General features: G+C 64.2%; 19 protein-coding genes. 10 read left to right on the top strand and 9 right to left on the bottom strand.

Annotated features, from left to right (window positions below):
• Positions 1-5 precede the first annotated feature (5 nt).
• Positions 6-836 (bottom strand): sulfurtransferase, encoded by an 831-nt coding sequence (locus AC13HB_RS05945; protein WP_482948817.1) that lies wholly within the window; start codon positions 834-836, stop codon positions 6-8.
• Positions 836-1837, bottom strand: coding sequence for a cysteine synthase A (locus AC13HB_RS05940; RefSeq protein ID WP_482948816.1), 1002 nt, complete (start codon positions 1835-1837; stop codon positions 836-838). Before AC13HB_RS05940 ends, AC13HB_RS05945 begins: the two co-directional genes overlap by 1 nt.
• Before the next feature lie 86 nt (positions 1838-1923).
• Here AC13HB_RS05940 and AC13HB_RS05935 point away from each other — a divergent pair, with 86 nt between their 5' ends.
• Positions 1924-2610, top strand: coding sequence for a DUF6134 family protein (locus AC13HB_RS05935; RefSeq protein WP_482948815.1), 687 nt, complete (start codon positions 1924-1926; stop codon positions 2608-2610).
• A 4-nt stretch (positions 2611-2614) separates the two neighbouring features.
• Here the strand turns inward: AC13HB_RS05935 and AC13HB_RS05930 are convergent, their stop codons facing one another.
• A complete protein-coding gene (locus tag AC13HB_RS05930; RefSeq protein WP_482948814.1) occupies positions 2615-4090 on the bottom strand; it encodes a cryptochrome/photolyase family protein in 1476 nt (491 codons plus the stop codon).
• A gap of 124 nt (positions 4091-4214) precedes the next feature.
• Here AC13HB_RS05930 and kdsA point away from each other — a divergent pair, with 124 nt between their 5' ends.
• Positions 4215-5063 (top strand): 3-deoxy-8-phosphooctulonate synthase, encoded by an 849-nt coding sequence (gene kdsA, locus AC13HB_RS05925; protein ID WP_482948813.1) that lies wholly within the window; start codon positions 4215-4217, stop codon positions 5061-5063.
• 21 nt (positions 5064-5084) lie between these two features.
• Here kdsA and AC13HB_RS05920 read toward each other — a convergent pair whose 3' ends face one another.
• Positions 5085-6275, bottom strand: a complete 1191-nt coding sequence (locus tag AC13HB_RS05920; protein ID WP_482948812.1) for a DUF3089 domain-containing protein — start codon at positions 6273-6275, stop codon at positions 5085-5087.
• Positions 6276-6423: 148 nt separating this feature from the next.
• Here AC13HB_RS05920 and AC13HB_RS05915 point away from each other — a divergent pair, with 148 nt between their 5' ends.
• Positions 6424-7086, top strand: a complete 663-nt coding sequence (locus AC13HB_RS05915; RefSeq protein ID WP_482948811.1) for a DUF502 domain-containing protein — start codon at positions 6424-6426, stop codon at positions 7084-7086.
• On the opposite strand, the gene recG is transcribed toward AC13HB_RS05915, so the two are convergent.
• Positions 7083-9167, bottom strand: a complete 2085-nt coding sequence (gene recG, locus AC13HB_RS05910; protein ID WP_482948810.1) for an ATP-dependent DNA helicase RecG — start codon at positions 9165-9167, stop codon at positions 7083-7085. The two genes, AC13HB_RS05915 and recG, sit on opposite strands and share 4 nt — an antisense overlap.
• Before the next feature lie 76 nt (positions 9168-9243).
• Between recG and AC13HB_RS05905 the strand changes: the two genes are divergently transcribed.
• Positions 9244-9537, top strand: a complete 294-nt coding sequence (locus AC13HB_RS05905) for an FAD assembly factor SdhE (protein ID WP_482948809.1) — start codon at positions 9244-9246, stop codon at positions 9535-9537.
• A 57-nt stretch (positions 9538-9594) separates the two neighbouring features.
• Positions 9595-13101 carry a transcription-repair coupling factor gene (gene mfd, locus AC13HB_RS05900; RefSeq protein WP_482948808.1) on the top strand — a complete coding sequence of 1169 codons (3507 nt, stop codon included), beginning with the start codon at positions 9595-9597 and terminating at the stop codon, positions 13099-13101.
• Positions 13102-13114: 13 nt separating this feature from the next.
• On the opposite strand, the gene AC13HB_RS05895 is transcribed toward mfd, so the two are convergent.
• Positions 13115-14431, bottom strand: a complete 1317-nt coding sequence (locus AC13HB_RS05895; RefSeq protein WP_482948807.1) for a PleD family two-component system response regulator — start codon at positions 14429-14431, stop codon at positions 13115-13117.
• A 94-nt stretch (positions 14432-14525) separates the two neighbouring features.
• Here AC13HB_RS05895 and AC13HB_RS05890 point away from each other — a divergent pair, with 94 nt between their 5' ends.
• On the top strand, positions 14526-15632 hold the full coding sequence (locus AC13HB_RS05890) for a CaiB/BaiF CoA transferase family protein (RefSeq protein WP_482948806.1): 1107 nt from the start codon (positions 14526-14528) through the stop codon (positions 15630-15632).
• A gap of 9 nt (positions 15633-15641) precedes the next feature.
• Here AC13HB_RS05890 and AC13HB_RS05885 read toward each other — a convergent pair whose 3' ends face one another.
• Positions 15642-17000 (bottom strand): pentapeptide repeat-containing protein, encoded by a 1359-nt coding sequence (locus AC13HB_RS05885; RefSeq protein WP_482948805.1) that lies wholly within the window; start codon positions 16998-17000, stop codon positions 15642-15644.
• Between the two features lie 229 nt (positions 17001-17229).
• Here AC13HB_RS05885 and AC13HB_RS05880 point away from each other — a divergent pair, with 229 nt between their 5' ends.
• The gene (locus AC13HB_RS05880; protein ID WP_482948804.1) at positions 17230-17481 is read left to right on the top strand and encodes a hypothetical protein; all 252 of its coding nucleotides are present in this window, start codon (positions 17230-17232) and stop codon (positions 17479-17481) included.
• An 18-nt stretch (positions 17482-17499) separates the two neighbouring features.
• Here the strand turns inward: AC13HB_RS05880 and AC13HB_RS05875 are convergent, their stop codons facing one another.
• A complete protein-coding gene (locus AC13HB_RS05875) occupies positions 17500-18492 on the bottom strand; it encodes a helix-turn-helix transcriptional regulator (RefSeq protein ID WP_482948803.1) in 993 nt (330 codons plus the stop codon).
• 82 nt (positions 18493-18574) lie between these two features.
• On the opposite strand from AC13HB_RS05875, the gene AC13HB_RS05870 reads away from it, so the two are divergent.
• The 3 genes from AC13HB_RS05870 to AC13HB_RS05860 are packed head-to-tail and all read left to right on the top strand — an operon-like array spanning position 18575 to position 20901.
• Positions 18575-19477, top strand: a complete 903-nt coding sequence (locus AC13HB_RS05870) for a YihY/virulence factor BrkB family protein (RefSeq protein WP_482948802.1) — start codon at positions 18575-18577, stop codon at positions 19475-19477.
• Between the two features lie 60 nt (positions 19478-19537).
• Positions 19538-20242 carry a CoA transferase subunit A gene (locus AC13HB_RS05865; protein WP_482948801.1) on the top strand — a complete coding sequence of 235 codons (705 nt, stop codon included), beginning with the start codon at positions 19538-19540 and terminating at the stop codon, positions 20240-20242.
• Positions 20242-20901, top strand: coding sequence for a CoA transferase subunit B (locus tag AC13HB_RS05860; protein ID WP_482948800.1), 660 nt, complete (start codon positions 20242-20244; stop codon positions 20899-20901). Before AC13HB_RS05865 ends, AC13HB_RS05860 begins: the two co-directional genes overlap by 1 nt.
• A 77-nt stretch (positions 20902-20978) precedes the next feature.
• On the opposite strand, the gene AC13HB_RS05855 is transcribed toward AC13HB_RS05860, so the two are convergent.
• On the bottom strand, positions 20979-22364 hold the full coding sequence (locus AC13HB_RS05855) for an L-serine ammonia-lyase (protein WP_482948799.1): 1386 nt from the start codon (positions 22362-22364) through the stop codon (positions 20979-20981).
• Positions 22365-22391: the final 27 nt, after the last annotated feature.

The following is a 22391-nucleotide window of genomic DNA, read 5'->3' as shown; positions in this document are numbered from 1 at the left end:
CCTCGTCAGCTTTCGTCCGCTTGTGTGACCACCGGTGTATCGCTCCGGCTGCCCCATTCAACCCAGGATCCGTCATAAACAGCGGCATGACGCCCATTGCGGGCGAGAAGCAGGGCGATGATGCAGGCCGTAACGCCGGAGCCGCAGGTGGCGATGAGGTCGCGGCTCATATCCACTCCGGCCTCCTGCATGTCGCGCAGGCCGGCCACGGGACATGCGTCGCTGTCCAGCAGGCTTGCATAGTGGAGATTGACCGCGCCCGGCATATGGCCGGACCGCATACCCGGCCGGGGCTCCGGCCCGTCGCCCGCGAAGCGGTCCGGTGCGCGCGCATCGAGAAGCTGGTGCCTGTCGGAGGTCAGCGCTTCGCGGACATCCTCGAGCGAGGCAAGCCAATGGGCGCGGAACTGGGCGCGAAAATCGCCTTGGTCAGGCACTTCGCCCGGTGTGTCGGCGACAGGCCCGCCGCGCGCGATCCATTGCGGCAGGCCGCCGGCAAGGACACGGACATTTTCATGCCCCATCGCCCGGAACATCCACCAGACACGGGCGGCGCTGAACAGGCCGATCCGGTCGTAGACGATCAGCGTGTCGTCATTCGACAGGCCGAGCGAACGCGCATGGCGTTCGAAGACGTCGGCCGGCGGCAGCATGTGGGGCAGGGGGCTGGTCTCGTCGCGTACCGTGTCGATATCGAAAGGACGCGCGCCGGGGATATAGCCGCCGGCACGGAATTGCGGTCCGCCGGGAAAAGTCCAGCTGGCGTCCAGAAACACCGTTCCGGGCGATCCGTGCAGGCCGATAGCCTCGTCCGCGCTTATGACCGGATCGAGCATCATGCCAGCCAGGACGGGACGGGCAGTCCCTTCTCGCGCAGGAATTCCGGATTGTAGAGCTTCGACTGGTAGCGAGAGCCGTGATCGCAGAGCACGGTCACGATCCGGTGTCCGGGCCCCAGCTCCCTGGCGAGACTCATGGCGCCGGCGATATTCACGCCGGCCGAGCCGCCCAGGCAGAGGCCTTCTTCCTGCACCAGGTCGAACAGGATGGGCAGGGCTTCCTCGTCGGCTATGCGATAGGCACGGTCCACAATGATTCCTTCGAGATTAGCAGTGATCCTGCTCTGGCCGATGCCTTCGGTGATTGAGGTGCCCTCTGCCTTGAGCTCGCCATGCGCATAGAATCCGTAGAGCGCCGCACCGCCCGGATCTGCAATGCCGATCTGGATATCGCCATTGTGCGCTTTCAGGCCGTTGGATACGCCGCCCAGCGTGCCGCCCGATCCGACGGCGCAGACGAAACCGTCTACCTTGCCCCCGGTTTGCTCCCAGATCTCCTTCGCCGTCGTCTGGGCGTGAAAATCGCGATTGGCGACATTGTCGAACTGGTTCGCCCAGATGGCGCCGTTCGGCTCGCTTTCATTGAGTTCCTCGGCGAGCTGGCCGGAATAGCGGGCATAATGGGCCGGATTGGCGTAGGGCACCGCGTCCACTTCGATAAGCTCGGCGCCGAGGAGGCGGATCGCATCCTTCTTTTCCTGCGACTGGGTGCGCGGGAAGACGATCACGACCCGATAGCCCAGCGCTGCGCCGACCATGGCGAGGCCGATGCCGGTATTCCCGGCCGTGCCCTCGACGATCGTTCCGCCGGGGCGAAGGGCGCCGCTGGCCTCGGCAGCACGGATGATGCCGAGTGCGGCGCGGTCCTTGATCGACCCGCCGGGATTGAGGAATTCGGCCTTGCCGAGGATTTCGCAACCGGTCTCTTCCGACGCGCGCTTGAGGCGCACGAGCGGCGTGTTTCCGATCAGATCGATGACGGAGGCGGCAGTGGTCAAGACAGACTCCCTTCAGGCTTCATCTATCAGGGATATAGGGTCTGCGGCGGGCAGACCCAGAGAAAAACCGGGGCCGGGCTGATCCGATGACAGCACGGGATCGTAACCTGCACATGATGCGCCTTATCCTTGCTCCTGCAACCGCACTTCTTGCCGTAACCGCGGCCTTGGCGCCTGCGAGTGCGTCCGATACGCCGGAGCGAGGCGCCTCCCAGGCTCCCGATGACATCGTGTTCGACGTCTATCGCAACGGTTCGCCCTTCGGCGAGCATGCCGTGCGTTTCGACGTGCGGCCGGACGGCAGTCTGGAAGTGGATGTCGAGATCGATCTGCACGTGCGCTTCGGACCGGTCACCGTGTTCCGCTACGAGCACGATGCGACGGAGATATGGCGGGGCGGGGAATTGCAGCGCCTTGCCGCATCCACGCTCAAATCAGGTGAAAGGTCACAGGTAGAGATCGAACGCGCCGGCGAGCGATTTCGCTCAAACGAGGGCACTTTTCCCGCGCTCATACCGTCCAGCCATTGGCGCGGCTATCCGCAAAGTGCCCGAGCGATCCTGAACACCGAAACCGGCGAGCCGCTGGAAGTGAGTGTCCAGGATCTCGGTCCGGACCGCATCGCGACCTCGAGCGGCATTGTCGATGCGCACCGGATCCGCATGACGGGCAGTCTGACCGTCGATCTCTGGTATGACGAGGCGGGGCGCTGGGTCGGCTGCGAATTCGAGGCGCGTGGACAGTCGATCCGATACGTCCTGCGCGAAAGCTGAGACGTCAGGCGTCCTCCGACGCGTCGCGCCTCTCTTTCATGGTCCGGTAGGCGGCCAGCGCTCGCTCGCGGCCTTCCGACAATCCCACGGCGGGCTGAGGATAGGATTCGCCCAGTCGCAGGCCCGCCGCCATGCGCACCGATGCGGGCGCATCCCACGGTGCGTGGATGTAACGGTCGGGCAGGTCCGCGATCTCGGGGACCCATTTACGGACATAGTCGGCCGAAGGGTCGAATTTCTCGCCCTGGCTCGACGGATTGAAGATGCGGAAATAGGGTGCGGCATCCGCCCCGGAGCCAGCCACCCATTGCCAGCTGGCCGTGTTTATCGCGATATCGCTGTCGACCAGCGTGTCCTCGAACCATCGCATACCGTCTTCCCAATGGCAGCCGATATGCTTGATGAGATAAGAGGCCACGATCATCCGGCTGCGATTGTGCATCCAGCCCGTGGTCCATAATTCGCGCATGGCCGCATCGACCATCGGCACGCCCGTCAGGCCCTTGCACCAGGCAGTAAATCCGGCCGGATCCTCGCGCCATGGAAAGCGATCGAAATCGCGGTTGAAATTCGTTCGTCGCAAATCCCCGAAATGATGGAAGAGATAATAGGCGAATTCCCGCCAGCCGATCTCGGCGAGGAATTTCTCGGCCGACTTGAACTGGCCGGTCTGCTCGGCGCGGTCGCGTACGAGATGCCAGACGGCGCGCGGCGATATTTCGCCCCAGGCAAGGTGCGGCGAAAGACGCGATGTGCCGGCTATATCTGGCCGGTCCCGATTCTCCTTGTATCCGGCAAGCGCCGCTTTGAGGAAACTCTCCAGCCGGATGCGCGCGCCTGCTTCGCCCGGCAGCCATTCCGGCGTGAACCCGCTTGCCCAGTCCGGCGAGCGGGGAAGCAGTTTCCACTGGTCGAGAACCTCGCTGTCCAGACCGGTGAGTGCGCAGTGCAATTGCGCCGGTGCGGGCAGGGGCCGATCGGGCGAACAGGTCTTGTTGAAGGCGCGCCAGAATGCGCTGAAGACGCGGTAGGGCGCGCCCTGACCGTTCAGGACTTCGAGCGAATTGTCGAGCAGCGTGCCCCGAAAGACATGAGGCCGGATGTCCTCGTCCCTGAGCGTGAGGGCGATGTCCGCATCGCGTTCGTCTAACCAGGGAAGCTGGCGGCGATTCCAGAACACTTCCTGCGCCCGGCATTCGCGGGCGATCGCCGGGATTGCCGTTTCGGCATCACCGGTTTTGAAAACCAGGCGGCCGCCGAGCGCCTGCACCGACTGCTGAAGAGACGTCAGCGAGTGGTGGAGCCACCAGTCCGACGCGCGGCCGGGCGATGGTGTCGTGTCACGGTCGGGCTCCCGCAGGAAAAGCAGGACGAGCGGGCGTCCGCTCTGGATCGCCGCGTGCAGTGCCGGATTGTCGTCCAGTCGAAGGTCCCGTCGAAACCAGACCAGTGAGGTCCCGTTAGTGCGGTTTTGTGTCATTGGTGTAGTGTCATCCTGCTCGTCCCTTGTGTATCTACGCGTAAGGGCCGATATCGGATCAGGTCAGAAGCCAGCATCGTCGTGGTTCAAGACATCACGTCTGCGGTGCCAAGGGAGAGTGTTCGTGAGCCAGGTAAATTCCGTCATTTCCGTGCCGCAGCCCGGCCGGGCGCCGATCGAGATCGGCAATGACCGCAAGCTCACCATGATTGCGGGTCCGTGCCAGCTGGAAAGCCGGCAACACGGCCTGGAAGTCTCGGCGCAATTGCGGGAGATCGCGGATCGTCTCGGCATCGGGCTTATCTACAAGACCTCTTTCGACAAGGCCAACCGGACGAGCCTGAGCAGTGCGCGCGGTATGGGTCTGGAAGCGTCCTTGCCGGTGTTCGCGGAGATTCGTGAAACCAGCGGCCTGCCCGTCCTCACGGACGTACATACCGAAGAACAGGCGCGGATCGCGGCGGAAGCGGTCGACGTGCTCCAGATTCCGGCCTTTCTCTGCCGCCAGACGGATTTGTTGATCGCGGCTGCCGAAACCGGCAAGCCGATCAATGTGAAAAAGGGGCAATTCCTCGCGCCCTGGGACATGAAAAACGTGATCGGCAAGATCGCGGGCGCGGGTAATCCGAACGTGATGGCCTGCGAGCGCGGTGCCAGCTTCGGCTATAATACGCTCGTCTCGGACATGCGCTCTCTGCCGATCATGGCCGGTTTCGGCGCACCGATCGTGTTCGACGCGACACATTCGGTCCAGCAGCCAGGCGGCCAGGGCACCACGTCGGGCGGTCAGCGCGAATTCGTGCCGACGCTAGCCCGCGCTGCCGTGTCGATCGGTGTCGCGGCCGTGTTCATGGAAACCCACCCGGATCCGGACAATGCGCCGTCGGACGGTCCGAATATGGTGCCGCTCAGCGAGTTCGAGGGCCTCGTCGGCCGACTGCTCGAATTCGACGCGCTCGCAAAGGGCCTCTGATCCGGGCCCGTAGCGTTGGCCTCACGGCCAGCGCCGACGGTCCGGAATCGGCACCACCGGTGCGTCTTCGATCTCTTCCGGCGTTTCCAGAGGCGGCGCCCAGCGCCGTTCCTCCTGCAGGATCGTGGTCAGGTTGAACGTCCGACGCGCCGCGTCGAGACGCAGATCCTCATAGAAAAGATTGAAGGGCGGGAAGCGGTAGTCTTCCGCCAGGCGTGACGGCCGGCGCAGTCCGGCATAGCGCGGTTCCTCGACGAACAGGATTCCCTCGCCGCATTGGGCGCCCGTCTGGCTTGTGACCGGGGCGGGGGTCGCGTCCGGCGGCAGGCCTTCGGCATTCACTCCGCCGCGATGAAGGCGGGCCGAGGCGTAATTCGTCGTCCGCGCGCCGAGAATCGGATTGACGCAAAGCAGGCCGCGGCCATCCACGAAATCGAGCCGGCCTTCCGGCGTCCAGCTCATCAGGCGCTCCGTGAGGATGCGGATGCGCGCATCTTCAGATTGCGTTGCATAGCTGTATGCGAAGACGCATCGGACGTCCTCCGGCGTCTCGCAGGGCGGAATCTCGCTCAGGCGGCTGTCGAAAAGGTCCAGCGGCACCGGGGCTTCGATGACATAGGCGGCGATGAGCCGTTCGCGTAGAGTGTCGTCGTCCGCAAATTCGTCGAGCAGGAGGCCCAGGACATGTTGTCCGCCCTGGCCGACACCGACAAGAATAAGGGGCCGGTCCTCGCCCGCACGGCTTCTGAAGCTGGCGAAGGCGCGGCGCACATCGCCATAGGCGAAAAGGCGCGCGAGCACGCTGTCCTCGCGATTGTTCATGAAGGTATAGAGGGAGGCCTGACGGTATCTGGGCGCGAAGAGGACGCCGGAATTGGCGAAGGGCGCGGCATAGTTCGGCAGAACATTGCTGACCACGGCCTCGACGGCGCTGTCCTTGTCCAGCTGAGCCACCCAGTTCGATCCACCGGTGTAAGTGGTCGGGTGCACGAAGAAGATCGCCGCCTGTTCCTCGTTGCTGAACTCGCCGGACGCGAACCAGCCGTCGGCCTCGGCATAATCGGCACCCGGCGGCGGCGTATAGGTCTGGAAGGGTTCGCCCGGGTCCTGGAAAGTCTGGAAGACCTGGTCGCGCAGGAACCAGCCCGCCAGTGCCAGCAGGATGACGAATCCGGCAATGCCGAGAAGGATGACCCAACGGGCGAGCGACATTGGACTGACGGCCATAACTACCCTGTACACCTCGTTTTGCGCCGGACGGATCAATGCGTTGGCGTCCCGCCGGGCTTACCGTATTGTGCGCCTTGCAGCCGTGAAAACCCCCGGAACGCGCTGCGTGCAACCTCTCGACTGGAGCGTCATGTTTCGCTGGCTTCGCAACAGTTTCCTGACCGGTATCGTGATCGTCACACCGCTCGGCGTCACCTTCTATCTCATCGTCACATTCGTCGGCTTCGTCGACAATGTGGTCAAGCCCCTGATCCCGCCCCGCTATAATCCGGAGAATTATCTTCCGGGCGATTTCACCATTCCCGGACTGGGGGTGCTGATCGCCGTGGTCATGCTCACCGCTCTGGGCGCGCTGGCCGCAAACATTTTCGGCCGGACGCTGATTTCCGTCGGCGAACGGGTCGTGAACCGGGTTCCGCTCGTGCGCAATGTCTATGGCGCGCTGAAGCAGATCGTGGAGACGGTGTTCTCCGGAAATGCCAACTCCTTCAAGGAGGTGGTGCTGGTCCAATACCCGATGGAAGGGCTTTATGTGGTTGCGTTCGTCTCGGCGGAAGGCCGGGGCTCCATGCGGACGCATATCGGCGAGGACGTTGTGGGTCTTTTCGTGCCGACCACGCCGAATCCGACCTCGGGTTTTCTGCTTTACACCAAGCGTTCGAACACGATCCCGATCGACATGTCTGTCGAAGAGGCGGCCAAGCTGATCATTTCATTCGGCATGGTCTCGCCGGACAAGTTGCCCCAGGACGTGCAGGACAAGCTGCCGCCGGAAGTGAAGCCGAAAGGCTAGCCCGAACGGATCAGGCGTACGCCCTGGTCCTGGTCGAAGAGATAGAGAAGCACGCGCAGCGCCTTGCCCCGTTCCCCGGTGAGTTCGGGATCCTGGTGCACATAGAATCGGGCGCTGTCATTGGCGAGCGCGATGAGGTCGCCGTGCGCTTCCAGATCGGCCATGCGGAAATCCGGCAGGCCGCTCTGACGAAGGCCGAGCGGATCGCCGGCACCGCGCAGCCGCCAGTCCTCTTCGGCGATCCGGAAGCCGTCATCAGTCTCGCGCATCGTTTCCAGGCGGGACTTGGAGGTCTCGCCCAGTGGCCCCTTGTAAAGCAGAAGGCAGGATGACGGCTTGTCGCCGCGCCCGACGCGTCCGCGCAGCTGATGCAGCTGGGCCAGGCCGAAGCGCTCGGCATGTTCGATGATCATCACCGTCGCGTCCGGCGCATCCACGCCCACCTCGATGACGGTCGTCGCGACCAGCACGTCCATCTCGCCATTGCGGAAAGCGGTCGCGACCTTCTCCTTCTCCGCAGCTTTCATACGCCCGTGCAGCAAGCCTACGCGCTCGTCTCCGAAGGCGGCGCGCAGATGCCGCCAGCGATCCTCGGCGGCGGAGAGTTCGGAGACCTCGCTCTCCTCGACCAGCGGACACACCCAGTAGACGCGGTCTCCCTTCGCGATGGCACGGCGAACGCCTTCGACGACGTCACCCAGTCTTTCCATGGAGATCAGACGCGTCTCCGGCGGAATGCGCCCGGACGGTTTTTCGTCGAGCCGCGAAACGTCGAGATCGCCGTAGACGGCGAGGGAGAGGGTGCGCGGGATCGGCGTGGCCGTCATGACCAGCGTGTCGGGGCGATGTCCTTTCGAGGTCAGTTTCATGCGATCGGACACGCCGAACCGGTGTTGCTCGTCGATAACGACAAGTCCGAGGTCGCGAAAATCGATTCCGTCCTGGAAGAGTGCATGCGTGCCGCAGATCACATGCGCCTCGCCCTCGCGCATCTGCTCGAGCAGGGCTTCGCGCGCCTTGCCCTTGTCGCGCCCGGTCAGGGCGATGACGTTTAGTCCGGCCGGTTCAAGCAGTTGCGCAAGCGTCTTGGCGTGCTGCCGGGCGAGGATTTCGGTCGGTGCCATGATCGCGCTCTGGCACCCGGCCTCCGCGGCCTGGGCCGCGGCGATGGCGGCGACGAAGGTCTTGCCCGCCCCGACATCGCCGTGCAGGAGGCGCGTCATACGGGCGTCGGATTCCATATCGACCCGGATCACCTGGAAGGCCCGGTTCTGGGCGCCGGTCGGTGCGAAGGGCGCGTGCTCGAGGACTTGCCGGACGAGATGTCCATCTCCCTTGAGAGATCGTCCCGACTGCGCCTTGCGACGGGCCCGGACGAGCTGGAGCGCCAACTGGCGTGCAAAGACCTCGTCGAAAGCAAGGCGTTCGCGAGCAGGTGCATCCGCGTCCATATCCGTCGCGCTTTCGGGGCGGTGGAGGGCGTGGATAGCGGTCCGGAAATCAGGCCAACCATGCTCCTGCACCAGCGCCGGCTCGTGCCATTCGGGTAGATCCGGGACGAGATCGAGTGCTCCGTCGACCGCCTTGCGCATCGGTTTGGCCGTCAGGCCGGCGGTCAGAGGATAGACGGGTTCGATCAGCGGCATATCGGTTGCCGCCTCTTCGGACATCACGATGTCGGGATGAACGATCTGGATTTCCGAGCCGAAACGTTCGACGCGTCCCGAGACCACCCTCGTCTCGCCGACGGGCAGGAGTTTGGTGAGATAGTCCTTGCGCGCATGAAAGTAGACGAGATTGAGGAACCCGCTCTCATCCATCAGCCGCACCTTGTAGGGCTGGCCCTGCCGCTGTCCGGGAATGTGAGTGTCGACACGCGCGGTCAGCGTGACGATCTCTCCCGCCGGCGCGTCGGTGATCAAGGTACGGCGGCTGCGGTCGACCAGTCCGGTCGGCGGGGTGAAAAGCACGTCGCGCACGCGCGGTCCCGCGACTTTCGACACCAGGGCAGCCAGACGCGGACCGATCCCGGGCAGGGCGGTCACATCCTGGAAGAGGGGAAAGAGAATCTCCGGGCGCATCGCCTGTACTTTATCGGCAAGTTCGACCGCTGCCACCGGTCGACGTAGCGCGATTGGAGGACTATATGCGCAAGCCATGACACAGACACCGGAAACCCAACGCAAGAAGCTCCGTATCCGCGCCTGGCGCCGGGGCTTCAAGGAAGCCGATCTCATTCTCGGCCGGTTCGCCGACGACCGGCTCGACGCAATGAGCGATGCGGAACTCGATGCCTTCGAACACCTGCTCGATCAGCCCGATCAGGAGATCTATGGCTGGATCATCGGGCGGACCGAGACGCCGGCGGAATTCGACACGCCGATCATGGATGCGCTGAAGGCTTTCCGGGTCGAGGACGATGCGGAGTTCGGCGACGGACCCAAGGTCTGAAGCAGATCGCCGTCGCGCCGGCTTCGATCAGCGCGACGCCAACAGGAATGGCCGGATATGTCTGACGCCGAGATGATCGCCCGGGTGAGCGGGACCGCAACGGTTTGCGGAGCGCCGGAAGGGCTCGATGCCCTGGTTTTCGCCGATGCGGCGCGCCTGCGCGGCGGGGTGAATGTATTCGTTGCCCGGGACGATTCGCGGGCTGCAGCTTTCGCCGCCGCGCTGGAGTTTTTCGCGCCCGGCGAGGAAATCCTGCGTCTTCCGGCCTGGGATTGCCAGCCCTATGACCGTATTTCGCCGACCCCGCGCGTGGCGGCGCGGCGGGCAGCCACGCTGGCGCGGCTGGCTTCGGGTCAGGTGCCCGATCCCTGCTTCGTGGTGACCACGATCAACGCCATGTCCCAGCGCTGCGCGCCGAAATCGGTGCTGCAGGGCACGGCGATCGCCATCCGTCCCGGCGCCAGCGTCGATGTCGAGGATCTGAAGACCCATTTCGCCACCAATGGCTATGCCCGTACCGCCACGGTGATGGAGCCGGGCGATTACGCCGTGCGGGGCGGGGTGGTCGACGTCTTCCCGCCGGGCGCCTCGGAGCCCGTCCGTCTCGATTTCTTCGGCGATACGCTGGAATCGATCCGTGCTTTCGATCCGGAAACCCAGCGCTCCACGCGGCAGCTGGACGGCATCGAGTTCACGCCGGTATCCGAAGTCCTGCTCGATGAAGCCAGTATTTCGCGTTTCCGCTCGGCCTTCGTGAAAACTTTCGGGGCCGTACAGGGCGGCGACCCGGTCTATGAAGCCGTCAGCGCAGGGGCCCGTCCCGCAGGCGTCGAGCATTGGCTGCCGCTCTTCTACGAGAGCACCGCGACAGTTTTCGATTACCTGCCAGAGACTGCGCTGGTCAGTATCGACCATCTCGCCGACGACGCGCTCACGGAGCGTCTCAAGCAGATTGCCGATTACTACCAGGCGCGCCAGGCGGTCGCCGAGGCGAAGCACGAAAGCTCGCTCTCGGCCCCGTCCTACCGGGCGCTGGCTCCCGACGCCCTCTATTTCGGCGAAGGCGAGTGGAACACGGTCCTCAGCGGCCGCAGCGTGCGTCGCTACACCGCTTTCAGCGAGCCCGGGCCGCAGACGATCGAGATGGGCGGCAAGCAGGGCCGGAGTTTTGCGGCCGAACGCGCAGCCCAGTCGACGAATGTCTTCGACGCGGCGGCGACCCATGTTCGCGATCTGGTGAAGGCGGGCAAACGCGTTGTGCTGGCCTCATGGTCGAATGGCGCATCGGAACGCCTCTCCAGCGTGCTCGGCGATCACGGCGTGCGCGGCATCATCGCCTGCGAGAGCTGGTCCGACGTGATGGCACAAGCGGCCAGCACCGTCACCCGCGTCGTATTACCGCTCGAGCACGGTTTCGAGACCGAAACACTGGCCGTCGTGTCCGAGCAGGACATTCTCGGCGACCGGCTGGCGCGACCGCGCAAACGGCGCAAGACGGCCGACATCATCGTCGAGGCCGGTTCGCTCGGGCCGGGCGACCTCGTCATCCATGCAGATCACGGTCTCGGGCGCTTCATCGGACTGAAGACGCTGCCGGTACAGGACGCGCCCCACGACTGCATCGAGCTTGAATATGCCGGCGGTGCCAAACTCTATCTGCCGGTGGAGAATATCGAACTCCTCTCGCGCTATGGCGCGGATGCGGAAAGCGCACAGCTGGACAAGCTGGGCGGCGTGGCCTGGCAGGCGCGCAAGGCGAAGGCGAAGAAACGCCTGCGCGACATGGCCGACCAGCTCATCAAGATCGCGGCCGAGCGCATGTCCAAGAAGGCCGATCCCGTCGAACCGCCAAGCGGCATTTATGACGAATTCTGCGCGGCCTTTCCCTATGCGGAGACCGACGATCAGCTCAATGCGGTCGAGGATGTGTTCGGCGACCTGGCACGCGGCCGCCCGATGGACCGGCTGATCTGCGGCGATGTGGGTTTCGGCAAGACCGAAGTCGCCCTGCGTGCGGCCTTCATCATGGCCATGTCGGGCCAGCAGGTGGCAGTCGTCGCCCCTACGACACTGCTCGCGCGCCAGCACTACAAGACCTTCTCCGAGCGCTTCCGGGGCTGGCCGGTGAAGGTGCGCCAGCTTTCACGCCTGGTTGGCGCCAAGGAAGCGAAAACGACTCGCGACGAACTCGCCGAAGGCAAGGTCGAGATCGTCATCGGGACACATGCTCTGCTGGCCAAGACCGTGAAATTCTCCGATCTCGGCTTGCTTGTCGTTGACGAGGAGCAGCATTTCGGCGTGAAGCACAAAGAGCGGCTGAAGGAGCTGCGGGCGGATGTCCACGTCCTGACGCTGACCGCGACACCCATCCCCCGAACGCTCCAGCTCGCCCTGACGGGTATTCGGGACCTGTCGCTGATAGCGACGCCGCCCGTCGACCGTCTGGCTGTGAGAACCTATGTCGCGCCGTTCGACGCTGTGACCATTCGCGAAGCCTTGCTGCGCGAGAAGTATCGTGGCGGTCAGGCCTTCTTCGTGGTGCCGCGGATCACAGATCTCGAAGAGACGGCAACCTTCCTGCGCGAGAGCGTGCCGGAAGTGAGCTTCGTGGCGGCCCACGGCCAGATGGCCGCGACCCAGCTCGAGGACATCATGACGGCCTTCTATGAGGGTCGCTACGATGTGCTTCTGTCCACCACGATCGTGGAATCCGGTATCGATATCCCGACCGCGAACACGCTGATCGTCCATCGTGCCGACCGTTTCGGCCTGTCCCAGCTCTACCAGTTGCGCGGGCGTGTGGGCCGGTCAAAGACGCGCGCCTATGCCTATCTGACGACGCCGGCCCAGCAGAAGATCACCGAGAGCGCGGAAAAGCGCCTGAAGGTGATGCACTCGCTCGACTCGCTCGGCGCGGGTTTCACGCTCGCCTCGCACGACCTCGACCTGCGTGGCGGCGGCAATCTCCTCGGCGAGGAACAGTCCGGTCATATCAAGGATGTCGGCGTCGAGCTCTACCAGTCCATGCTGGAGGAAGCCGTAGCCTCGCTGCGCGGCGGCGGAGAGGCTGAGGATGAAGGCGAATGGTCGCCCCAGATCAATGCAGGCGGCGCCGTCCTGATCCCGGATCATTACGTGCCGGACCTCGATGTCCGGATGCAGCTTTACCGTCGCCTGTCATCGCTGGACAGCAAGACCGAGCGCGAGGCCTTCGCGGCCGAGATGATCGACCGTTTCGGTCCGCTCCCGTCGGAAGTGGAAACGCTCCTGCGTGTGGTCGCGGTGAAAGCGCTGTGCAAGCGCGCGGGTGTGGAGAAGGTGGATGCGGGCCCCAAGGGCGCCGTTATTCATCTGCGCGGGGATCGTTTCATCGATCCGGCCGGGCTGGTGGCGCATATCTCGAAGAATCAGGCCCTGTTCAAGGTCCGTCCCGACGGCAAGATCGTGCTTCGGGCCGAATGGGACGAACCGGAAGACCGTCTGCGGGCGATCGAACGTGCCATGATCCCGCTGGCCGATATCGCGAATGCGGCGCGCGAGGCCGAAGCGGGCCAGCCGGCCTGAACCCGTCTCGGTCCTAGGCCTGGGCGATTACCGGTCGCGGGCCATCCAGGCCGCGCAGTGCGCGTTCGATGAGGGCTTCCGCCGTTTCTCCCGGACGTGTCTGCACCGGTGCCGCCCGGACGGTGAGCCGGAAGGGGCGGAGCGGATCATCGCTTTCGAAAGCCGTGCACTCGGCGATCGCGGCCACACGGGCGGCCACCGCATCGATTCCGGCCTGGTCCGTATAGGGCAGGACAGCGAGGAAGATATCGGTCGAGAACCGGCTCGCGGCATCCTCGGTTCGCAGGAGATGACGCAGCATGGCGGCGAATTGCCGGCGTGCCTTCTCCGCCGAGACGTCGTCCGGCCGTTCCGAACCGTCCGGCAGAATGGTCTGCAGCGCAATGAGCGAGAAATTCAGCGTGTCGTCGCGCGCCGCATTGAGCAGGTCCTGCACGTGCGAGGTCAGGAAGGCCGTGTTGAACAGGCCGGTATCGACCTCGAGCGTGCGCGGATCCCGGCAGGCTTCGAGCGCCGCCTTGGCTTCTCGCCGCCGCCGGCGTTCGGCGGTGAGGGTGAGAATGCGCTCGCGCAGTTCATTATCGTCGGCTTTCGCAGGCAGGATATCGGAGACACCGCGCGCGAAGGCCTCTTCGGCGGCTTCCGGTTCGATATCGTCGGCCAGCAGCAGGACCGGGGTATGGTAGAGGCGCGCATTGCGGCGCATGGCGGAGGAGATCGTGAAAGCGATCTCCCGCTTGCCTACGGCATTAAGTACGACGGCGTCGAAAGGCCGCTCGTGCAGGTAATCGAACGCCGAATAGGAGGAGAAGGCCGCAACCAACTCGGCATCGGCCGTGGTCAGCGCGTGCTGCAGTCCCATGAAGCGCGGCGAGGCATCGCCGACATAGAGAATGGCCGGTGACGAGACCTGCCGTTCCACGGGCGTGCTGCGATTGCCGTAGAGCGCAGTAACTTCCGCCCGGCGACGGGCGACCGTCTCCATTGTGTGGAGGCGAAAAAGTGCTCGCACACGGGCCGCAAACTGGACCGGAGAAGCCGGTTCGCGCAGCCAGGCATCGATCTTTTCGTGATTGCGATAGGTGCCGGGGCCAACGACAAGCACAGGGAATTCGGCCTCGGAGAAGCGCGCGAACGCTTTCAGGCCATCTTCCACATCATTATCGCACTCGGCGAGAATGATGCCGCCCGCCCAGTGGCGGCGACGCCGCGCCGGCGGCGAATCTGCCCTTACAATCCGGCCATTTATGGCCAGTTTTCCAAGCTTTTCGGCAAGGCTGTCGAGCCTGTCGGACATGCCGAAAAGCAGGACGTCCAGTGTGCGTCCCATGCGTCCCCCTGCCGAATTGCTCGGCGATCCCGTATTTCGTGAGTTTGTCACAAGTGTCACGCTTCTGGAAATTACGATTCGCGAGGTAGTAACCATGAAACCGCAAGGACCTCTAAAAGGCGTTAAAGTGCTGGAATTCGTCGGACTCGGTCCGGCACCCTTCTGCGCGATGATGCTGTCCGACATGGGCGCCGACGTGGTCCGCATCGACCGGCCGGGCGCCATGGGCGGTGGTCCGGGCGACGTCATGGGCCGCGGACGGCGCTCCATTGCGCTCGATCTCAAGGACGCGGCGGAACACGCGCTCTGCCTCGACATGATCGAAAAAGCCGACATTCTGCTGGAAGGCTATCGCCCGGGCGTGATGGAGCGGCTGGGACTCGGCCCCGATGTGGCGCTCACGCGCAATCCGGCGCTGGTCTATGGCCGAATGACCGGATGGGGGCAGCACGGTCCGCTCGCGCATGCCGCCGGGCACGACATCAATTATATCAGCCTGACAGGCGCGCTCGGCGCGATCGGGACGAAGGAAACGCCGGTCGTGCCGCTCAATCTTGTGGGCGATTTCGGCGGCGGGGCGCTCTATCTCGCGACGGGGGTGCTCGCAGCGCTGCACCATGCGCGCACCCATGGTGAGGGGCAGGTGGTCGATGCGGCGATCGTCGACGGCGCGACCTCGCTCATGTCCTCGCAATACCAGCTCGCAGCGGTCGGTCTCTGGAAGGCTGAGCGGGCAGCCAACCTGCTCGATGGCGGTGCCCATTTCTACACTGTCTACGAATGCGCAGACGGACGCCATGTCTCGGTCGGGCCGATCGAGCCGGAATTCTACGCCTTGCTCTGCGAGAAGGTCGGCGTGGATGCCGCGGAATACCCGGCCGACTGGGCTGGCGGGAACTGGGACACGGCACGTCCGGTCTTCGCGGAGATTTTCAGGCAGAGAACGCGCGATGAATGGTGCGAATTGCTGGAAGGGACGGATGCCTGCTTCGCGCCTGTGCTCGATTACGAAGAGTCGGCGAAACACCCGCACATGATGGCTCGCGAGACCTATGTGGAGATCGAGGGCGTGCGGCAACCGGCGCCGGCACCGCGTTTTTCCCGAACGCCGAGCGCCGTGCAGGGCGTCACCGGAAAACCCGGCAGCGACCGATCGGACGTTCTCGCGGATTGGACGCTCAAGGACCCGAAGGACGCCTGAGGGCGACGGTCAGCGCAGGATAACGTCGTCCATGCGCGCGGCGTCCAGCAGGGCGCGTATATCCTCGTCCATGCGGGCCCAGCTGCAATCGGCCTTTTCCGCTTCGACACCCTCGAGCTGGGCGCCGCGCAGATCGGCATAGCGCAGAGTCGCGCCGGCGATCCGCGTAGGCACGTCGCGCGTGCCGAGCGACAGGATGTCGAGCCGGGCTTCGCGCAGATCGGCTCCGGTCAGATGCGCGTCGGACATGTCCGCTCCGCGCAGATCGGCACCGCGCAGGTCGCAGCCGGACAGGTCCGCGCCGCGAAGACGGGCACCCTGGAGATGAGCGCCACTGAGGTCCAGTCCGGCGAGAATGGCGCCGGTGGCGGGCAGGGCGATCAGGGCCTGCCCGGCGAGCGAGCCGGTGTCGCGCAGATCGAGTCCCGTGAAATCCGGTGCCTCGCCCTTGCCCGATTGCCCTTCGGCCCGGCGGACATGGTCGCTCATCCGGTCTGCCAGGCTGCGGCCGTTCGCGTCGCTGGCCGCAATCACGGGCGCCGGCCGGTCGGGAAGGGCACCGATATGCGTCCCGTCGGTTCTGGCATGCAGAAGACGAACGCGCTCGAGCCCGCTCGCCTCTTCGCGGTCGTGTTCGGAAAGATCGGTGATCACGGTTCCGCGCAGATCCGCCTTGGACAGATTGGCGCCGTCGAAATCGGTGACGTGGAACCGCGCCCCGGCAAAGACCGCACTGGTCAGGCTGGCCCGGTTGAAGCGGGCATGCGCCAGCCCGGCATCGGAGAAATCCGTTCCGACCGCCCGTATCCCGATAAAACGGGCATGGTCGAGGCGGGCGCCGGCGAAGCGGGCTGCCTTTGCATTGGTCCGCTCCATGACGGCGGCAACCTTGCCGTCCTCGTCGGGGAGGAGACAGGCGAAGTCGCGGAAGTCCGTATTCGCGCACTGCGCGCGGACGAATTTCGTTCCGTTGAGCGTACAGCCGCGAAAATCCGCGCCTGTGACGTCGGCGCAGGTGAAATCGGCGCCGGTCAGGTCGGAGCCGCAAAAGCTGGCGCCGGCGAGATTCGCGTCGAACAGGTCGGCATTCGAGAGGTCGGCATGCCGGAAATTGGCGCGGCGAAAATCGACCCCGCTCATATCCAGGCCTGTCAGGTCGTAGCCGGAAAAATCCGCACGCGGCACGCGGCGTTCCCGGGCGAGGAATCGCTGATGGCTTTCAGCCATTTCGGCAAGCATGGCCGGGGTAATGCGCGGGCGTAGCGGGATGTTCACGGCAGGAATTCGCTCGGGCCGGGTGAGAAGATTCCGTAAGTCATAATTCAGAGCCCGTTTCGGCAAGGTGAACGCGACTGCAAATCCGTTCATGTCGGGTTCAGCGCTGTACAGGCATTGTCACACACGAGGTCAGCGGACAATCAACCAGTCCCTCGCTCGTTCGCTGCTCTCACAGATCAAAGCCCCGAAACGTCGGCCGCCCCCAACGGCCGGCGTTTCATTTTTGGCCATCTGCCAAGCCGATTCGTGGGGTGACAGGTTTTGTCATGCGCGGCCGTCATTCTCATCTTCATCGAATAACACACCGATGGAGACGATCATGGCGATTGCGATCAATGCATATGTTGAAGGTGTCGGCGGCGCGATGCGCAATATGGTGCCGCACCGCTTCCGCGACGGTTACTACCGCATGCAGCGTCCGGGCGACGAGATCAGCTGCCTGCACGTGAAGGATTTGCGCTCGGTCTGCCGTTATCTCAACAAGGGCTACCAGCTGGCCATGAGCGCGGCGGACGGTCATTCCATGCCGTCCTGGCTCGCTCCGGATTCGGTCCGTATCGCGGTCCGCTGATGCGTCGCTTCCCCGCCATCAGGGCAGGGCGGGGAAGTCGTCGCGACGATGGCCGGCGACCATGTCGGCCAGGGCCTTCGGCTCGACCACCTCGACCTGATCGCCCCAAGCATACAAGTGCCAGCACATTTCCAGGTATCCGCAGGCCATGAAGCGTACCAGCAGGGAACCGTCGGTCAGGGTCTCGCTGCTCTGATCGGGATGGAAACGGTAGCGCGCCGCATGCGGGGCAGCCTCGGGCGTAAACTTCCAGACCACTTCGCCATATTCCTCGTCATTCTGGAACACGCCGAAGGCCCGGCTGGCATAGGCCTCGAAGTCGAAATCCTCGTCTCGGGCGAACCAGTCCTCGGTGGCATCGGCCTCGACGATGTCTTCCACGCGATAATGCCGCATGATTCCGTCGCCGCGCCGGCGGTCGCGGCCGACCAGATATCGCCTTGCGCCAAGCAAAAGGCCGTAGGGCTCGACCTCGCGTTCGGACGCTTCGGTATCCCGGCGGCCGACATATCGCATGCGCAGGACGAAGGGGCCCTTGAGTGCCTGTGCGATCGCCGCGTCGACATCCGGATCCGACGCCGGGCGCGGGCCGGGACGGGCGGCATGGCCCATCGCCTCCAGCAGCGCTTCCTCGTCGGCCTCCAGGCCTGCCCGTTTGCGGTCCGGTGTCAGCAGTTTGATGGTTTCCCTCAGCGAGCGCAGCTTGCCGGCTTCACTGTCCAGGCCCTGACGCTCCAGCGTCGAGGATGCCAGTTCGAGCGCCGCCACTTCATCGGCTGCCGGCGCGAAAAACTCGCCGACCCGGCGGCGCGGAACGCGCCAGCGCTTGTGACCCTCGCCGTCGTAATAGTCCTCCGTATCGGGAAAGACCTGGGTGAGGGCGTCCGTCATCCTCTGCGCCGTTCGCCGGACGCAGCCGAACTCGGCCTCGATTTCGGGCAGGGACACGCCTACATAGCCGCTCGCCATCCGCGCCAGTCGCAGCAGATCAACGGCCTTGGAAAATGACATCGGGACATCCTATTCTCGGCGCCGGAATTCGCGGCGGCTCCGACTCGGCCTCCGGATGCCAAGGGGGCCTCAGCGGCGCGTCATGATCAAGTCCCTTAAAGATCGCCTGCCCATACCCCAACCAGTCCTCAGTGTCGGCGGGATTGTCGTCGCCGCGATCAGCCGGGCTATGGGCCGGGACGTGATGCTGTTTGCCGGCGGGGCTTCCTATTTCGGCATGCTGGCCCTGTTTCCCGCCATCGCGCTTGTCATGTCGGCCTATGGCTTGTTGTTCTCGGTAGAGGATGCCGAGGCCCAGATCGCCCGTTTCGCGGAGATCATGCCGGTCGGAGCCCAGCAATTCGTGCTCGGTCAGATGGGCAGGCTGGCCGATGCCCCGATCGCGGCACTCTCGGTCAATGGCGCGATCGCGCTCGCCATCTCGCTGTTCGCGGCCGCGCGCGGAGCCAAGGCCGTGATCGCCGGGCTGAATCATCTCGCTGAGGACCGGGACATACGCAATGTCATTCATTTCAACGTACTGGCCCTGTTCGCTGTCCTTATCGGCAGTATTCTTCTCGTAATGGCCAATCTGGCCGTGCTCTTCATTCCGGTCTTTTTGCGCCAGGCCCTGGAATTCCTGGGCTTTGCTCCGCTCGATATCGGCGGCGTGATCAATGAGTGGACGGTCGCGGCCGTCTTCATGTTCATCGCGCTGGAACTTCTATACCGGATGACGATGCGCCGCCGCCGCGAAGCGGTCGGGCTTCGTGCCTCGACGATCGCGGCCCTCGTGGCGACCTCGCTCTGGCTCGGACTGTCCAAGGGGTTCTCGCTTTACGTCTCGCAGGTGGTCGACTTCGGTGTCTACGGCTCGCTGGGTGCCCTTGTGGTCTTCCTGCTGTGGATTTATTGGTCCTCCTACGCCGTCTTCTTCGGTGGCGCGCTGGCGATCGAGATCGATGCGAGGGTGGACGGAAAATCCCGAAAAACACCCGCTGGCTAGCATTTCTGCTGCGCCGCGATATAAACATGAACCAGTTATCAACTTTCGACAGAGGTCCGCATGAAAAAGGTATATCCCGATGCCAAAAGCGCCCTTGAGGGGCTGGCATTCGACGGGATGACGCTGATGGCCGGAGGCTTCGGTCTCTGCGGCATCCCCGAGAACTCCATCGCCGCCCTGCACGAGAGCGGCGTGAAGGATCTGACCGTCATCTCGAACAATTGCGGCGTCGACGGTTTCGGCCTCGGCATCCTTCTGGATGCGCGCCAGATCAAGAAGATGGTCTCGTCCTATGTCGGCGAGAACAAGGAATTCGAGCGTCAATTCCTGTCCGGCGAGCTGGAACTGGAATTCAACCCGCAGGGTACGCTGGCCGAGCGTATCCGGGCCGGCGGCGCGGGTATTCCGGGCTTCTTCACCAAGACCGGCGTCGGCACGCTGATCGCGGAAGGCAAGGAGCATCGCGAGTTCGACGGCGAGACCTACATCATGGAAACCGGCCTGACCGCCGACGTTTCCATCGTGAAAGCCTGGAAGGCGGACCCGCAGGGCAATCTCGTCTTCCGCAAGACCGCCCGTAATTTCAACCCGATGATGGCGACCGCCGGCAAGGTGACCATCGCCGAGGTCGAGGAAATCGTGGAACTGGGCGAGCTCGATCCGGATGCCATCCACACGCCGGGCATTTTCGTCCAGCGCGTGTTCAAGGGTGATTTCGAGAAGCGCATCGAACAGCGGACGATCCGTGAAAGGGAGACTGCCTGATGGCCTGGACACGCGATGAAATGGCGGCCCGCGCCGCCCAGGAGCTCGAGGACGGGTTCTACGTCAATCTCGGCATCGGCATTCCGACCCTGGTGGCGAACTATATCGATGAAGACATCGATGTGACGCTCCAGTCGGAGAACGGCATGCTCGGCATGGGCCCGTTCCCCTATGACGACGAGGTCGATCCGGACCTGATCAATGCCGGCAAGCAGACCATCACCGAACTGCGCCGGACGAGCTATTTCTCCTCCGCCGACAGCTTCGCCATGATCCGGGGCGGTCATATCGACCTCTCCATTCTCGGTGCGATGGAGATTTCCGAGACCGGCGATATCGCCAACTGGATGATCCCGGGCAAGCTCGTGAAGGGCATGGGCGGCGCCATGGACCTGGTCGCCGGCGTCAAGCGCGTCGTCGTGATCATGGATCACGCCAACAAGAAGGGCGAACCCAAGCTCCTCAAGGAATGCACGCTGCCGCTCACCGGCCAGCGCTGCGTACACCGCATCATCACCACGCTCGGCGTGTTCGACGTGAAGGATGACGGTCTGGAGCTGATCGAGCTCGCCCCGGGCGCCACGCTCGAGGAAATCGCCGAGAAGACCGAGGCGAAATACGCTGTCTCCGACGCCCTCGTGAAGCACGAAGCGGCGTAGGCGATTTCAAAGCTGAAACCAGAAGGGCGGCCCCGATCGGAGCCGCCCTTTTTCGTGCGCCGGACAAGGCTGCCGGATCAGCAGGCCACGACATTCACGGCCAGCCCGCCCTGGCTGGTTTCCTTGTATTTTTCCTGCATGTCGACGCCGGTCTGGCGCATGGTCTCGATGACCTGGTCGAGCGATACCTTCATGTCGGCCGAATTGGCGCGCAGCGCGAGGCGGGCCGCGTCGATCGCCTTGATGGCGCCGATCGCGTTTCGCTCGATGCAGGGAATCTGGACGAGACCGCCGACCGGATCGCAGGTGAGGCCCAGATTGTGTTCCATGCCGATCTCGGCGGCGTCCTCGATCTGGTTGTTGTTCGCGCCCATGGCGGCAGCAAGGGCCGCAGCAGCCATGGAGCAGGCCACGCCCACTTCGCCCTGGCATCCCGCTTCCGCGCCCGAGATGGAGGCGTTCTTCTTGTAGAGCGAACCGATCGCCGCGGCCGTGAGGAAGAAGCGCTGCAGCGCGTCCTCATCGTCCGGGTCGCGGTGATACTTGTTGAAATAACGCGCCACGGCCGGAATCACCCCGGCTGCGCCATTGGTCGGCGCGGTCACGACGCGTCCGCCGGCGGCATTTTCCTCGTTCACCGCCATGGCCCAGAGATTGATCCAGTCCATTGCCGAAAGCGGATCGTCGGTCGGGTTCTTCTCTTCGGCCTTGAGGTCCTTGTAGAGCTTGGGCGCACGGCGGCGGACATTGAGACCGCCGGGCAGGATGCCGTCCTGGGTCAGGCCGCGGTCGATACAGGTCTCCATCGTCCACCACAGGCTCTCGATGCCGGACCGGATCGCATCTTCCGGCAGGAAGGTGCGCTCGTTCGCCAGCATGATGCGGTGGATGGACAGGCCCTCGCGCTCGCCGATGGCCAGCAATTCTTCCGCGGAATTGAAGGGGAAGGGCTCGCCTTCCTTCACCTCGGCGGCGGAATTGCGCCCGGCCTCGTGCTCGTCGATGACGAAACCGCCGCCGATCGAATACCAGATCTCTTCCTTGAGCGGCTCTTCACCCTCGCCGAACGCCCGGAATTTCATGGCATTCGAGTGGAAGGGCAGGCGGATATCGCCCCGGAAATGCAAATCGCGGCGTTCCTCGAAACCGATCTCGCGGCCATTGGCGAGTTTGAGGGACTTCTCCTCGCGGATCCGCTCCAGCCGGGACGGAATCGTGTCCGGATCGATGGAGGCGGGATGATTGCCTTCCAGGCCGAGCAGAACGGCCGTATCCGTGCCGTGACCGAGGCCGGTCAGGGCCAGCGAGCCATAGAGTTCCGCCTCCAGCCGGTGGATGGAGTCGGCGCCGTGCTCCTCCTGCACATTCAGGACGAACCGGCGCGCGGCCTTCATCGGACCGACCGTATGCGAGCTTGAGGGGCCGACCCCGATCTTGAAGAGGTCGAAGACACCGAAATGCATGGTTTTCTCTCGTCAGCTCCGACGCGG

This window comes from Maricaulis sp. B-26 (genome assembly GCF_056857855.1).
This window is presented reverse-complemented; position numbering and strand designations above follow the sequence as displayed.

Bases quoted from the DNA above. Each gene is read 5' to 3' on its own strand.
- AC13HB_RS05945 (WP_482948817.1), bottom strand. From the start codon at position 836: ATGCTCGATCCGGTCATAAGCGCGGACGAGGCTATCGGCCTGCACGGA.
- AC13HB_RS05935 (WP_482948815.1), top strand. From the start codon at position 1,924: ATGACAGCACGGGATCGTAACCTGCACATGATGCGCCTTATCCTTGCT.
- AC13HB_RS05930 (WP_482948814.1), bottom strand. From the start codon at position 4,090: ATGACACAAAACCGCACTAACGGGACCTCACTGGTCTGGTTTCGACGG.
- AC13HB_RS05920 (WP_482948812.1), bottom strand. From the start codon at position 6,275: ATGTCGCTCGCCCGTTGGGTCATCCTTCTCGGCATTGCCGGATTCGTC.
- AC13HB_RS05915 (WP_482948811.1), top strand. From the start codon at position 6,424: ATGTTTCGCTGGCTTCGCAACAGTTTCCTGACCGGTATCGTGATCGTC.
- recG (WP_482948810.1), bottom strand. From the start codon at position 9,167: ATGCGCCCGGAGATTCTCTTTCCCCTCTTCCAGGATGTGACCGCCCTG.
- AC13HB_RS05905 (WP_482948809.1), top strand. From the start codon at position 9,244: ATGACACAGACACCGGAAACCCAACGCAAGAAGCTCCGTATCCGCGCC.
- mfd (WP_482948808.1), top strand. From the start codon at position 9,595: ATGTCTGACGCCGAGATGATCGCCCGGGTGAGCGGGACCGCAACGGTT.
- AC13HB_RS05895 (WP_482948807.1), bottom strand. From the start codon at position 14,431: ATGGGACGCACACTGGACGTCCTGCTTTTCGGCATGTCCGACAGGCTC.
- AC13HB_RS05890 (WP_482948806.1), top strand. From the start codon at position 14,526: ATGAAACCGCAAGGACCTCTAAAAGGCGTTAAAGTGCTGGAATTCGTC.
- AC13HB_RS05885 (WP_482948805.1), bottom strand. From the start codon at position 17,000: ATGAACGGATTTGCAGTCGCGTTCACCTTGCCGAAACGGGCTCTGAAT.
- AC13HB_RS05880 (WP_482948804.1), top strand. From the start codon at position 17,230: ATGGCGATTGCGATCAATGCATATGTTGAAGGTGTCGGCGGCGCGATG.
- AC13HB_RS05875 (WP_482948803.1), bottom strand. From the start codon at position 18,492: ATGTCATTTTCCAAGGCCGTTGATCTGCTGCGACTGGCGCGGATGGCG.
- AC13HB_RS05870 (WP_482948802.1), top strand. From the start codon at position 18,575: ATGATCAAGTCCCTTAAAGATCGCCTGCCCATACCCCAACCAGTCCTC.
- AC13HB_RS05865 (WP_482948801.1), top strand. From the start codon at position 19,538: ATGAAAAAGGTATATCCCGATGCCAAAAGCGCCCTTGAGGGGCTGGCA.
- AC13HB_RS05860 (WP_482948800.1), top strand. From the start codon at position 20,242: ATGGCCTGGACACGCGATGAAATGGCGGCCCGCGCCGCCCAGGAGCTC.
- AC13HB_RS05855 (WP_482948799.1), bottom strand. From the start codon at position 22,364: ATGCATTTCGGTGTCTTCGACCTCTTCAAGATCGGGGTCGGCCCCTCA.